Source organism: Streptosporangium sp. NPDC003464 (assembly GCF_053588315.1).
Map to the genome: position 1 here is coordinate 1 of NZ_JBSFPS010000272.1, position 13,346 is coordinate 13,346.

Consider the following 13,346-nt stretch of genomic DNA (forward strand, 5'->3'; position numbering starts at 1 on the left):
AGGAACTCGATCGTGGGCTCGTCGGCGTGGTAGGACACCTCGGTCGGCCAGCCGCTGAAATCGTCACCGGTCGAGAACGTGACCGTGCACGGCCCACGCCGTGCCGCCCGGCCGGCAGCCACGAGTCGCCGGCCGCCTCCATCTCGCGCAGTCCGGCCACGACCGCCGCCGTGTCCTCCAGCATGTGGCCCCACGACCACCGGCCGCCCACGCCCCACGGACCGCGACAGTGGAACACCAGGGACGCGTAGCCCGCACGCACCCGCGCCACCGTCGTCGCCGCGCACCACGACAGCTCCGGCGCGGGTGAGCACGCCGAGGTCCACACCGGGAGCGGGGGCCGTCCGGCCGACGTCAGGAGCTCGTGAGGATGACGAGCCGCTGGGTCGCCCGGGTCATCGCGACATAGCGGTCGACCGCTCCTTCGATGCCCTCGCCGAACGCCTCCGGGTCGATGAGGACGACCAGGTCGAACTCGAGCCCCTTCGACAGCTCCGGGCTCAGCGACCGGACGCGGGACGTCGCCCGGAACGTGGGATCACCGATGACGCAGGCGATCCCGTCGGCATGCGCGGCGAGCCAGGCGTCGAGGATCGAGCCCAGGTCCGAAGTGGAACCGTGCACGACGGGGACACCGCTGCTGCGGATGGAGGTCGGCACGTTGGCGTCCGGGAGCGCGGCCCGGATGACCGGCTCGGCCTCCGCCATGACCTCTTCCGGCGTCCGGTAGTTGATGCTCAGGGAGGCCAGGTCGACCCGGTCGAGCCCGATCCGCTCGAGCCGTTCCTGCCACGACTCCGTGAACCCGTGCCTGGCCTGGGCGCGGTCCCCGACGATGGTGAAGCTCCGGGACGGGCACCGGAGCAGCAACATCTGCCACTCCGCGTCGGTCAGCTCCTGGGCCTCGTCCACGACGATGTGCGCGAACGGGCCGGCGAGCAGGTCCGGGTCGAGGGTGGGCAGCTCGGACTCGTCGACCAGATTCCGCTGGAGGTCCGCTCGGCGCAGCTGCGTCACGAGCCCTTCGCCGTCGTCGTCGGCCTCGATCAGGTTCTCGACGACCTGGGCCATGTGCTCGCGCTGGGCGGCGAGAACGGCTTCCTGCCGGCGCTTGCGCCGTGACGCCTCCGGGTCGCCGAGCCGCTGCCGTGCCGCGTCCAGGAGCGGCAGGTCGGACACCGTCCAGGCCTGGGCGTCCCCGCGCTGCAGCTTCCGGACCTCGTCGATGCTGAGCCAGGGAGCGCACTTCCGCAGGTAGGCGGGTACCGACCACAGGTCTCCGACGAGGTCAGCCGCTTCGATCAGCGGCCACGCCCTGTTGAAGGTCGTGAGCAGCTCCCTGTCCTGCAGCAGCGACTTCCGGAGCAGGTCGGCCGAGACGTCGTCGTCGTGCTTGTCCATCAGGATCGTGAGCAGTTCCTCCCAGATCCGGTCGCGCGCCTCGTTGTGCGGAGTACCGGGTTCCGGTGCCTCGAACGCCTCGGCCCAATCGTCGGCGCTCAGCCAGATGTCGGACCAGGGGGTCGTGACCGTCATCCCCTTGGTGGGCGGGTTCTCGTAGAACCTGACGGCCGGCTCGATCGCCTTCAGCAGGTCCGCCGACGACTTCAGGAGAGCCACCTCCGGGTCGGTCTCGATCGCCGCCGCGGCTCCCTCGGTGACGAGGTCCCGCAGGGTGCAGGTCTGCACGCCCTCCTCTCCGAGGCTGGGGAGGACGTCGGCGACGTAGGCCAGGTAGGGCTGGTGCGGACCGACGAACAGCACGCCGCCCCGGCGGTGACCGAGTCGGGGGTCGGAGTAGAGGAGGTAGGCGGAGCGGTGCAGCGCGACGACGGTCTTCCCCGTACCCGGACCGCCGTCGACGACGAGAGCGCCGCGGGATCCCGCGCGGATGATGGCGTCCTGGTCGGCCTGGATGGTGCCGAGCACGTCTCGCATCCGGGCCGACCGGTTGCCGCCCAGGCTGGCGATGAAGGCGGACTGGTCGTCGAGCGCGGCGTGCCCCTCGAACCCGTCCGAGGTGAACACCTCGTCCCAGTAGTCGCTGATCCGGCCGCGGGTCCAGCGATACCTGCGGCGGCTCGCCAGCCCCATCGGGTTGGCGTGGGTGGCGCCGAAGAACGGCTCAGCCGCGGGGGAGCGCCAGTCGAGCAGCAGCCGGCGGCCCGCGCTGTCGGTGAGGCCGAGCCGTCCGATGTACACGGGCTCGGGGTCGTCCGCGCCGACGATGCGCCCGAGGCACAGGTCCAGACCGAAGCGGCGCAGGGCTCGCAGGCGAGCGGTCAGCCGGTGGATCTCCAAGTCCCGGTCCATCGCCTGCCGGCCGATGCCGCCGGGCGCCCTGCGCTCGGTGTCGAGGCGGTCGGACAGGTCGGCTATCGACCGCTCAAGGCTCTCCGCGATGGCCGCGAAGTGCTGCTCGTCGCCGGCGATCAGCGCCGGGTCGGCCTTGGGGGAGAGGTGGTCGGGAAGGTCAAACGCGCTGGTGGTCAGCGGGTTCACGGTATCAGCTCCGATTAGAGGTGGCTTGCGGCCGTTACGCGTGGCAAGGCGTCCGGACCGGCGTGACGGACCTGGTGGCCATGACGGGCGGCGCTCCGCCTGAGGTGGCCCCGTGGCCGTTGCCGGTTCAGGCCGCCAGGGTCTGCGGGTTCTGGTGTTCTGGGTCCTGGCTCGGCGGTCCCGCGTGGCTCACGCGGGCACCGGCGGCACGCCGGCACCGCGGACTCCTCGTCCGGCGGCGCGCACACCCGCACCTCCGCGCCGGGTTCCCGCAAACTCACCGCGAGTCCCATCAGCGGTTCGACGTCCCCGCGCGACCCATACGTCGACGACAACACACGCACTTCGTGACTCCCGATTTCCGCAGGTTCCGGCCTCGGCCGACGATTCTGCGGCACGACCCGGGTCTTGTGGCAAGCCCCCCGGTGCGCTATACGTTAAGAGTGGAAAGGAGTGGGCACTCCCCTTTCCCTCACCGTCCGCCGCAGTCGGACGACCTCCTCCTCGCAGAGCGACGGCGCGCCACGTAACGGAGGTGCCGCCGGCCCAGGAGGATCTCCCACGGGCCTGCGGACGCGGCCGCCGGACGAGAGGTCCCTCACCCTCCTCGGAGCCCGTGACAAGACCTTGCAGGGGTGTCCCGGCGCGGCGTGACCCGGGTGATGCCCGTGCTCCTGCTCCCGCTCGCCGGAACGGGAGCAGCAGCGGGAGCAGGAGCAGGAGCGGCCGTCGCCCCGGTCAGGGCCGGTCCGCAGGGGCGCGCACGGCGGAGACGGCCGCGGCCCAGTCCACCGGGTCGGCGTCCTGCTCGGCGCGGACCAGCAGGTGGGCGCCGTCCACGGCTGTCCCGGTGTCGGGGGCCACGACGAGCGCGCCGGCCGGGACCGGGCCGGAGGTGGCCGCCACCCCGAGTCTGGCCAGCCGCTGGGCCAGGGCCGAGGCCCGGCCGCCGCCGGCGACGACCAGCGGGCGCCCCTGCAGGAGGGCGATGGTGAGCGCCACGTGGGCCGCGGCGTCGCCGGTGCCGTGGTGCACCGCGATCGGCCCCGCCGCGGTCAGGACCTGACCCGAGGGGTCCGGGGAACCCGGGGCGCCGGGGCCGTCCGGGGAGGTCCGGAGACCGGCGGAGGCCGGCGGCCCCGCGGACGTCTGGAGGCCGGGACCGTCCAGGGGCGCCTGGGGGCGGCCGGGGACGCCCGGGGAGGCCGCAGAGCCCAGGGGGCCCTCCTGGGGGCCGGGAGCCTCCGGGAGCGCGGAGACCGTCACCACGCGGCAGACGGCGGCGGCGCGGATCCCGGCGTAGCCGGGGACGCCGGCCGGCAGCACCACCAGATCGGGCTGCGCGCCGCCGACCAGCTCGGGCAGCTCGGCCGCCACGTCGCCGCTGAACCGGCTCACGACCTTGGCCTCGGAGCCGTGGCGGCGGGCCGTGGCGGCGAGGCTCTCCAGTTCGTGGAGGGTCTCGGCCAGCTCGGCGAGCTCGAAGGACAGGCCGTTGCCGACCTCCAGGCGGCCCTGCGGGTAGGGGCGCAGGTGGGCGAGGACCACCTCCGACGGGGAGGCGGCCCGGGCCAGGGTGGCCGCCAGGTCCGCCAGCGGCCCCTGCTCGGCGGGGGAGCCCGGGACGACGGCCAGCACCCGGTGGGCGGCGCTCTCGCCGAGGGCGGCCCGCTCGGCCTCGGCGATGTCGCGGGCTATCCGCCGCTCGGGATACACCCAGCGCAGCAGCGGGCCGGTCATCGCGGTGGTGACGAGGGCCATCACCACCATCAGCGAGTAGAGCTCGTTGTCGAGCACGCCCTTCTGCAGGCCGACGGTGAGAATGACGATCTCGGTCAGGCCGCGGGTGTTGAGCAGGGTGGCCATCGCCCAGGACTGCCGGTTGGGCAGCCGCTGCGCCCGCGCCGCCGCGTAGGAGCCGAGCAGCTTGCCGCCGACCGCCACCGCCAGGATCGCGGCCAGCGTGCCGAGGCTGGACAGGTCCAGCGCGCGGAGGTCGACGTTGAGCCCCGCCACCACGAAGAACATCGGCAGCAGCAACAGCACCGCGAGCTGCTCCAGCCGTTCCAGGATCTCGTGGTTGAGCCGCTCGGCGCCCTCGCGGGGCATCACCGCGCCGAACATGAACGCCCCGAAGATGAAGTGCACGTGCATCCACTCGGTGGCCCAGGCGGAGCCGATGAGGCCGATGAGCACCAGCGACAGCAGGCTCGGCGTCAGCCGCCCCGCCTTCTCGTGGGCCGGCACCAGCCGGGCCAGCAGCGGCCGGACCACCAGGAACATCACCAGCGCGTACGGCACGGCGAGCAGGACCTTCCACTGCCCCTCGGCGTCGCCGGCCCCGGCGATGCCCACCACCACGGCGAGCACCGTCCAGGCGAGCACGTCGATCACCGCGGCGGCGGCCAGCGACAGGCCGCCGAGCGCGATGCGCTGCATGCCGCGGTCGGTGAGGATGCGCGCCAGCACCGGGAAGGCGGTGGCGGCCATCGCCGCACCCATGAACAGCACGAACGCGAGCGTCTTGGCGCCGCCCACGTGGTCGCCGGCGATGCCGAGCGCGAGCGCGCAGCCCAGGACGAACGGCAGCACGGTGGAACCGAGCGCCACGGTCACCGCGATCCGGCCCTTGCCCCTGACCAGTTTCTGGTCCAGCTCCAGGCCGACGACGAACATGAACAGCACCAGGCCGACGTTCGCCAGCGCCTGGAGCGGGGGGCGCATCTCCGCGCCGAACAGCTTCTCGCCGATGAGCGGGCCGAGGAGCGTGGGGCCGAGCAGGATGCCCGCCACGATCTCACCGACGACCGGAGGCTGGCCGAGCCGTCTGGCGAGCGCCCCCAGCAGTCGCGCGGCGGCCAGGACGATCACCAGGTCGAGCAGGAGCAGATCCACGTGGAGCACTTGCGAACACGCTTCCCGTACGTAATGAAAAGCCCCGAGAATGACCATGGCGACGTTACCGTGTGCGGGACGTGGCCGCGAGGGGCGCGTGAGGCGCGGAGGGGAGATATCGGTGGACGGCATCGCCGACTACGAGTTCGTCCGCTCGCTGGGGGCGGGCAACCATGGCGAGTTCTATCTGGCGAGGAGGCCTGGCCGCCTGCCGGTCGAGGCCGAGTACGTCGCGGTGAAGGTGGTGGGGGGCACCGGCGGCGACGCCTTCCGGCGGGCCACGCGCGAGCTGAAGGCCTTCGCCGCGGTGCGCTCGCCGTACCTGGTGACGCTCTACGACGCGGGCCAGCAGGGTGGGGTCTTCTACTACTCGATGGAGTATCTGCCCGGCGGCTCGCTGGGCAGGCCCGCCGAGCCGCCGTCGCGGGAGCGGGCGCTGCGCTCGGTCGCCTGCGTGGCCCACGCCGCGCAGGCGCTGCACGAGGAGGGCATCGTGCACCGCGACATCCGCCCCGGCAACGTGCTGCTCACCGACGAGGGGGGCAAACTCTCGGACCTGGGGCTGTCGCAGGTGCTGATGCCGGGGGCGACGGTGACCGGGATGGGCGGCATCGGCTCGGTGGAGTTCACCGACCCGGCGCTGCTGCAGGGCGACAGGCCCGCTCCCGCCGGGGACGTGTGGTCGCTCGGCGCGACGCTGCACTGGGCGGTGACCCGCACCGGCCTGTACGGCGAGCTGCCCGTCCACGACCCGCTGCTGACCCTGCGCAAGGTCTACAGCACGCCGCCGTCGCTCCACCCCGGCCTGGGGCCCGAGCTGGCCGAGCTGGTGCACGCCTGCATCGGGGACGTGGCCGGGCGGCCCACCGCCGGGGGGCTGGCCGACCGGCTCTACGCGCTGGTGGCCTGAAGCCGGTCCAGCTCGGCGCCGAGCAGCCTCTCCAGGCGTTGCGCGCCGAGCCGGCCGGGGTAGAGCAGGCTGCGCACGCTCAGCCCGTCCACCAGGGCCAGCAGCCGCTCGGTGACGTCGCCGAGATCCTCCCCGGTGGAGATCTCCCCGGCCTCGGCCGCCGCGCCGAGCAGGCTGCGCACCAGATAGCGCAGCTCCTCGGCCTCGGCACGCTGCGCCTCCAGCATCGCCGGGCTGGTCAGGCTCCGGCTCCAGAAGCCGATCTCCAGCCCGCTCTCCCGGGCGCGCTCGTCGTCCAGCGGCAGGTTGTCGAGCAGGAGCTCGCGGAGCGCGGCCAGCCCGCCGCGGCCGGAGAGCTTGCCGTGCAGCCGTTCCACGATGCGCCGGTGCGAGGAGCGCAGCGCCGACAGCATGATGTCGTCCTTGTCGGCGAAGTAGTGGGTGAGCACGCCGTTGGAGTAACCGGCCTCCTTGGCGATGGCCCTGGTCGTGGCCGCCTCGATGCCCTCGCGCAGGATGATGCGGCGGGCGGCCTCGACGACCTCCTCCCGGCGTTCCCCGTGGTCGACGATCTTCGGCATCCGGCCCTCCCTGGTTTCCCTCGTTGACACGGTATTCGGGCGCCCGTCTATTATCCGCTGAAGACATGAGGAGGGCTCACTATGACTGTCGTCACCCTCGGGGTGCACATCGTGGACGTGCTCGCCCGGCCGGTGGAGTCGATCCCGGCCGGGCAGGACACCCACCTGCTGGAGCAGATCCGCGTCACCGCGGCGGGCGCCGCCGCCGGGACCGCCGTCTGCCTGGCCGGGCTCGGCGTCCCGGTCGCCTCGATGGGGGCGGTCGGCGGCGACGAGCTCGGCGACCTCCTCCTCATGATCATGGAGCGGCGCGGGGTGGACGTCACCGGCGTCGTCCGCAAGGACGGCGAGCAGACCGCCGCCTCGATCCTGCCCATCAGGCCCGACGGGGGGCGCCCCTCCTTCCACGTGCCCGGCGCCAACCTCGGCCTGTCCCTCGCCGACCTCGACCGCGGGCGCGTCAGCGGCGCGCGGGTCGTGCACCTGGGCGGCATGGACGCGACCTGGGGCCTGCACGACCCGGACTTCTTCGCCCTGCTGGCCGAGGCGCGGGGGGCGGGCACGGTCATCACGATGGACCTACTGTCCAATATGGCCGATCTGATGCCGGGCGCACGGAGCTTTCTGCCGTATGTGGACTACCTGCTGCCCAACGAGGAGCAGGCACTCATGATGAGCGGCGCGGCCGGCGTGGAGGAGGCCGCGCTCGCGCTGCTGGACGAGGGGCCCAGGGCGGTGCTGGTCACGCTGGGCGGCGAGGGCAGCCTGATCGCCACCGCGTCGGGCCTCACCCGGCTGCCCGCCCTCGACGTCCCCGTGGTGGACACCACCGGCTGCGGCGACGCCTACTGCGCCGGGTTCATCGCCGGCCTGGTCGACGGTCGCGACGTGACCGGCGCCGCGGAACTCGGCACCGCGGTGGCCGCCCGGGTCGCCGGAGGGCTCGGCTCGGACGCCGGCCTCGACGGGGCACAGGAACTACGGGAGAGCCGATGAGCCGGCCGGTGCCGGCCGCCTGCGCGGCCCCGGCCGTCCGGCCGCGACCGTCCCAACTGTGAAAGGACGACACATGTCCATCGACGCCAACCTCCGTGAGCGGGCCGCCAGGGTCGTCCCGGGCGGCATGTACGGCCACCTCAACGCGGCCCTGCACGGCCCCGACTACCCGCAGTTCTTCGTCGGCGGCCAGGGATGCCGCCAGCTCGACGCGGACGGCCGCGAGTACATCGACCTCATGTGCTCCTGGGGCCCTGTCGTGCTCGGCCACCGCCACCCCGCCGTGGAGGCCGCCGTCGCCGCCCAGCTCGCCGCCGGCGACTGCCTCAACGGGCCCGGCCCGGTCTACGTGGAGCTCGCCGAGCTCATGGTGGAGACGATCCCGCAGGCCGACTGGGTGATGTTCTCCAAGAACGGCACCGACGCCACCACCCAGGCGCTGATGGTCGCCCGGGCCGCCACCGGCCGGACCAAGGTGCTCATGGCCCACGGCTCCTACCACGGGGCCGACCCCTGGTGCACGCCCAGCCCGTCGGGCACCACCCCCAACGAGCGCGCCGACCTGATCGAATACGCCTACAACGACCTGGCGAGCGCGGAGGAGGCCGCGGCCCGGGCGGAGGGCGACGTCGCGGCGATCATCGTGACGCCCTTCAAGCACGACTCCTTCGAGGACCAGGAGCTCGCCGCCGCCGAGTTCGCCCGGGGCCTGCGGGCCCTGGCCGACCGGATCGGCGCGGCGCTGGTGATCGACGACGTGCGCGGCGGCTGGCGGCTCGACCTCGGCGGCTCGTGGGAGACCCTGGGGGTCCGCCCCGATCTGTACGCCTTCAGCAAGGCCATGGCCAACGGCCACCCGATCGCCGCCGTCACGGGCGTGGACTCCCTGCGGGGCCCGGCCCAGACGATCTACTCCACCGGCTCGTTCTGGTTCAACGCGGCGCCGATGGCCGCGGCCAAGGCCACCATCGAGACCCTGCGCGACATCGGTGGAGTGGCCCTGATGGAGCGGGCGGGCACCCGTCTGCGCGAGGGGCTGGCCGCGCAGGCCGCCGCCCACGGCTTCGTGGTCAACCAGACCGGCCCGGCGCAGATCCCGTGGCTCTCCTTCGAGGGCGACGCCACCTTGGAGAAGGGCATGTTCTGGTCGGCCGCCTGCCTGCGGGAGGGGGTCTACCTCCACCCCTGGCACAACTGGTTCCTGTCGGCCGCCCACACCGACGCCGACATCGACCGCGCCCTGCAGGGCACCGACGCGGCCTTCGCCAGGCTCAGGACGGAGTTCGGCGCCGACTGAGGGCCCCTCGCCGCGCGGCTACCCCGGGGGGCGCAGGCGGTACCACTGCAGGTCGTCCAGGCGCGTGCCGTCGGGACCCGGCAGCAGCCCGTGCAGGAGGGCCTCCCGGTGGAAGCCCGCGCCCTCCAGCACCCGGTGCGAGGCGACGTTGTCCGGGGAGGTGCCCGCGACGATCCGGGCCAGGGGCGTGTGCTCGAAGGCCCACTCCACCAGCAGGCTCACCGCCCGGGTGGTGAGGCCCCGGCCGCGGAACTCCGGCAGCGTGCTGTAGCCCACCATGGCCTGGCCCAGCGGCGGGATGACCGAGGTGAGCTGGATGTGCCCGGTGAAGACGCCGGTCCCGGCGTCGCGGACGGCCACCTCGACCCGGTCGCCCGCCAGCCAGCGCATGCCCGCCTCCCGGCAGGCCGTCTCGCTCTCGACCGGATCGGGGGCCTGCGGGGGCACGCTGTAGGCCACGACCTCCGGCAGGTTCTGCAGCGCGTGGTAGTCGTCGGCGTCGGCCTCGGCCAGTGGCGTCAGCCGTACCACGCCGTCGGACAGCGAGCCGCCGGGGAAGGGGGGCAGATACGGCCGCGTGCGGTCACCGGAGTCGTCCGAGAGCCTGGCGAAGGAGACCAGGTCGCCACGGGTGCCGTCGCGCCGGTCCTCGGCCGAGCGCTGCACGCCCTCGCGGTGGAAGCCGGCGGCCAGCGCGACCCGCTGGCTGGGCAGGTTCTCCACGTCGGCCAGCAGCTCCATGCGCCGCACCCCGTGGGCGAAGGCCCACTCGGTCAGCGCCCTGGTGGCCGCCGTGGCGGCTCCGCGGCCCCGCGCCCACGGCGCGATCAGGTAGCCGATCTCGCCGTTGCCGCGCGAGTCGAGGGGCTTGAGCCCGATGTTGCCCAGCCACTCGTCCGTGCCGGCGTCCGCCACGGCGAAGGAGGCGCCGCCGCTCTCCCACAGCTGCTCGGCGACCTTCAGGTAGGAGACCGCGTCGTCGTGGGTGTAGGGCACCGGCACGGTCGGGATGAAGCGCCGGATCTGCGGGTCGGCGCAGGCGCGGGCGATCAGCTCCACGTCGTCGGTGCTGAGTGCCCGCATGACGACCGGGCCGGCGGGGATCACGTCTCGAGGAAACACCCTTCAAGTGCTATCAGCTACCCCTATCGTGGGCGAATCATTTCCGATCTCCCCTGAACAGGGGGCGCGCGGCTCCGGGCCGGACCGGGCGGCGGCCGTACGCCGATAACCTTGCGGGCATGGGTTTTCGCAGGCATGGGCCGTTTCAGGCCGGGGATCAGGTTCAGCTCACCGACCCCAAGAACAAGCGTCACACGGTGACGCTGAAGGAAGACGGGGTCTTCCACACGCACAAGGGCGGGATCCCGCACAGCGAGCTGATCGGCCAGCCCGAGGGGTCGGTGGTGCGCTCCTCCGGCGGCACCCAGTATCTCGCGTTCAGGCACCTGCTCCAGGACTACACGCTGTCCATGCCCCGCGGCGCGGCGGTCATCTATCCGAAGGACTCGGCGCAGATCGTCGCCATGGCCGACATCTTCCCCGGGGCGCGCGTCGTCGAGGCGGGCGTCGGCTCCGGGGCGCTCACGTGCTTCCTGCTGCGCGCCGTCGGCGGCGAGGGCAGCGTCACCTCCTACGAGCGGCGTGCGGACTTCGCCGAGATCGCCACCAAGAACGTGGAGAAGTTCTACGGCGGTCCGATGGACCAGTGGCGCCTGGTGGTGGGCGACTTCGTGGAGGCGCTCGACGAGAGCGACGTCGACCGGATCATCCTGGACATGCTCGCTCCGTGGGAGTGCGTCGACGCCGCCGCCAAGGCGCTCACGCCGGGCGGTGTCATCTGCTGCTACGTGGCGACCACCACCCAGCTGTCGCGCACGGTCGAAACTCTCCGCGAACACGGGAGTTTCACCGAGCCCCATGCGTGGGAGACCCTGGTTCGCGACTGGCATGTCGAGGGCCTGGCCGTACGGCCCGATCACCGGATGGTCGGGCACACCGGCTTCCTCGTCACCGCCCGCCGCATGGCGGACGGGGTGACGCCACCACCCCGTCGTAGGCGTCCGGCAAAGGGGGCACATGGCGAAGAGCTCGGTTCTTCCACCAGATGATGACGATTCGGCCACGACGGTACGTTTACCCGTGACAAGGGAACAGATCGACGTGTTCTCATGCTCCCAGGGCTAAACGCACCATAAGGGATTAATCATTGCCCACTTAATGTAGCCATACGAACACTGCTCTACCAGGTAACGGACAGCCCCCAGATGGGTAGGGTTTTGAGTAGTCGGTCTCGACTGGGAAGGAGGTGACGCCGTGGCAGCTCGCGACGACGCTGAGGCTCGAGCCGCGCAGCGCGAACGGGAGGTCGCTGACCTCACAACACAGGTCTCCTTCCTGCAGGAGGAGCTCACCGCGCTACGTCGGAAGCTGACGGAGTCTCCCCGGCAGGCCAGGGTCATCGAAGAGCGTCTCCATGAAGTGCAGGCGAATCTGGCGGCCGTCACCGGCCAGAACGAGCGTCTGGTGGCCACCCTCAAGGAGGCCAGAGACCAGATCGTCGCGCTGAAGGAGGAGGTCGACCGGTTGGCGCAGCCGCCATCCGGATTCGGCGTGTTCCTCGAAAGCAGGGAAGACGGCACGGTGGAGGTCTTCACCGGTGGCCGCAAACTTCGGGTGAACGTCAGTCCAGCGGTGGACGCCGACTCGCTGAAGCGTGGCCAGGAGGTCATGCTCAACGAGGCGCTCAACGTGGTCGAGGCCCTCGGATACGAGGACATCGGCGAGATCGTGATGCTCAAGGAGCTCCTTGAGGACGGCCAGCGCGCGCTGGTGATCTCGCACGCCGACGAGGAGCGGGTGGTGAAGCTCGCCGAGTCGCTGCTGGGCCAGCCGGTCCGGGCCGGCGACTCACTGCTGCTGGAGCCGCGCTCGGGCTACGTCTACGAGCGCATCCCCAAGTCCGAGGTCGAGGAGCTCGTCCTGGAGGAGGTGCCCGACATCTCCTACGAGGAGATCGGCGGGCTCATGCGGCAGATCGAGCAGATCCGGGACGCGATCGAGCTTCCCTACCTGCACGCCGACCTCTTCCGCGAGCACAAACTGCGTCCGCCCAAGGGTGTGCTGCTGTACGGCCCGCCCGGCTGCGGCAAGACGCTCATCGCCAAGGCCGTCGCCAACTCCCTGGCCAAGCAGGTCGCGGAGAAGACCGGCCAGTCCGGAAAGAGTTTCTTCCTCAACATCAAGGGTCCCGAGCTTCTCAACAAATACGTCGGTGAGACCGAGCGGCACATCCGCCTGGTCTTCCAGCGGGCCCGTGAGAAGGCCTCCGAGGGCACCCCGGTGATCGTGTTCTTCGACGAGATGGACTCGATCTTCCGGACCCGCGGCTCGGGCGTCTCCTCCGACGTCGAGAACACCATCGTTCCCCAGCTCCTGTCGGAGATCGACGGCGTCGAGGGCCTGGAGAACGTGATCGTGATCGGCGCCTCCAACCGCGAGGACATGATCGACCCGGCGATCCTGCGGCCCGGCCGCCTGGACGTCAAGATCAAGATCGAGCGGCCGGACGCCGAGGCGGCCAAGGACATCTTCTCGAAGTACCTCATCGAAGACCTCCCCCTCCACCCCGAGGACCTCGCCGAGCACGGCGGAAGTCGCGAGGGCACCATCTCGGGCATGATCCAGCGGGTGGTCGAGCGGATGTACACCGAGAGCGAGGAGAACCGCTTCCTCGAGGTGACCTACGCCAACGGCGACAAGGAGGTCCTGTACTTCAAGGACTTCAACTCCGGCGCCATGATCCAGAACATCGTCGACCGCAGCAAGAAGATGGCGATCAAGCAGTTCCTCGAGTCCGGGCAGAAGGGCCTGCGGATCCAGCATCTGCTGGCGGCCTGCGTGGACGAGTTCTCCGAGAACGAGGACCTGCCCAACACCACCAACCCCGACGACTGGGCCCGCATCTCCGGCAAGAAGGGCGAGCGGATCGTCTACATCCGCACCCTCGTGACGGGCAAGCAGGGCACCGAGGCCGGCCGGTCCATCGACACGGTGGCCAACACCGGCCAATACCTCTGACCCACCCACGGCGGCGCGGCGTTCCCCGAGATGGCCGCGCCACCGGCGTTCCCGGCACCACCCACGGCGGCGCGGCGCTCCTTCC

The 13,346-nt window shown here is 71.7% G+C and carries 9 protein-coding genes; 5 read left to right on the forward strand and 4 right to left on the reverse strand.

What is annotated here, in order from left to right; genetic code table 11:
• Positions 1-354: 354 nt before the first annotated feature.
• The gene (helR, locus tag ACWDS7_RS39490) at positions 355-2,502 is read right to left on the reverse strand and encodes an RNA polymerase recycling motor ATPase HelR (protein ID WP_451933433.1); all 2,148 of its coding nucleotides are present in this window, start codon (positions 2,500-2,502) and stop codon (positions 355-357) included.
• Between the two features lie 738 nt (positions 2,503-3,240).
• Positions 3,241-5,406 (reverse strand): cation:proton antiporter domain-containing protein, encoded by a 2,166-nt coding sequence (locus ACWDS7_RS39495; protein ID WP_451933434.1) that lies wholly within the window; start codon positions 5,404-5,406, stop codon positions 3,241-3,243.
• Positions 5,407-5,518: 112 nt separating this feature from the next.
• Between ACWDS7_RS39495 and ACWDS7_RS39500 the strand changes: the two genes are divergently transcribed.
• Positions 5,519-6,307 (forward strand): serine/threonine-protein kinase, encoded by a 789-nt coding sequence (locus tag ACWDS7_RS39500; RefSeq protein WP_306869110.1) that lies wholly within the window; start codon positions 5,519-5,521, stop codon positions 6,305-6,307.
• On the opposite strand, the gene ACWDS7_RS39505 is transcribed toward ACWDS7_RS39500, so the two are convergent.
• Positions 6,289-6,888, reverse strand: a complete 600-nt coding sequence (locus ACWDS7_RS39505) for a TetR/AcrR family transcriptional regulator (RefSeq protein ID WP_451933435.1) — start codon at positions 6,886-6,888, stop codon at positions 6,289-6,291. The genes ACWDS7_RS39500 and ACWDS7_RS39505 overlap by 19 nt on opposite strands.
• An 81-nt stretch (positions 6,889-6,969) precedes the next feature.
• Here ACWDS7_RS39505 and ACWDS7_RS39510 point away from each other — a divergent pair, with 81 nt between their 5' ends.
• Both ACWDS7_RS39510 and ACWDS7_RS39515 read left to right on the forward strand, forming a co-directional pair.
• Positions 6,970-7,884 (forward strand): carbohydrate kinase family protein, encoded by a 915-nt coding sequence (locus tag ACWDS7_RS39510; RefSeq protein WP_306869114.1) that lies wholly within the window; start codon positions 6,970-6,972, stop codon positions 7,882-7,884.
• A gap of 73 nt (positions 7,885-7,957) precedes the next feature.
• Positions 7,958-9,181, forward strand: a complete 1,224-nt coding sequence (locus tag ACWDS7_RS39515) for an aminotransferase class III-fold pyridoxal phosphate-dependent enzyme (protein ID WP_451933436.1) — start codon at positions 7,958-7,960, stop codon at positions 9,179-9,181.
• A gap of 18 nt (positions 9,182-9,199) precedes the next feature.
• Here ACWDS7_RS39515 and ACWDS7_RS39520 read toward each other — a convergent pair whose 3' ends face one another.
• Positions 9,200-10,303 (reverse strand): GNAT family N-acetyltransferase, encoded by a 1,104-nt coding sequence (locus ACWDS7_RS39520; RefSeq protein WP_451933437.1) that lies wholly within the window; start codon positions 10,301-10,303, stop codon positions 9,200-9,202.
• Between the two features lie 119 nt (positions 10,304-10,422).
• On the opposite strand from ACWDS7_RS39520, the gene ACWDS7_RS39525 reads away from it, so the two are divergent.
• Both ACWDS7_RS39525 and arc read left to right on the forward strand, forming a co-directional pair.
• The gene (locus tag ACWDS7_RS39525) at positions 10,423-11,292 is read left to right on the forward strand and encodes a tRNA (adenine-N1)-methyltransferase (protein ID WP_451933438.1); all 870 of its coding nucleotides are present in this window, start codon (positions 10,423-10,425) and stop codon (positions 11,290-11,292) included.
• A 205-nt stretch (positions 11,293-11,497) separates the two neighbouring features.
• The gene (gene arc / locus ACWDS7_RS39530) at positions 11,498-13,261 is read left to right on the forward strand and encodes a proteasome ATPase (RefSeq protein WP_306869126.1); all 1,764 of its coding nucleotides are present in this window, start codon (positions 11,498-11,500) and stop codon (positions 13,259-13,261) included.
• Positions 13,262-13,346: the final 85 nt, after the last annotated feature.

What these genes read in the sequence shown, in the direction of transcription:
- ACWDS7_RS39505 (WP_451933435.1), bottom strand. Translation starts at nt 6,888, where the DNA reads ATGCCGAAGATCGTCGACCACGGGGAACGCCGGGAGGAGGTCGTCGAG.
- ACWDS7_RS39525 (WP_451933438.1), top strand. Translation starts at nt 10,423, where the DNA reads ATGGGTTTTCGCAGGCATGGGCCGTTTCAGGCCGGGGATCAGGTTCAG.
- ACWDS7_RS39510 (WP_306869114.1), top strand. Translation starts at nt 6,970, where the DNA reads ATGACTGTCGTCACCCTCGGGGTGCACATCGTGGACGTGCTCGCCCGG.
- ACWDS7_RS39515 (WP_451933436.1), top strand. Translation starts at nt 7,958, where the DNA reads ATGTCCATCGACGCCAACCTCCGTGAGCGGGCCGCCAGGGTCGTCCCG.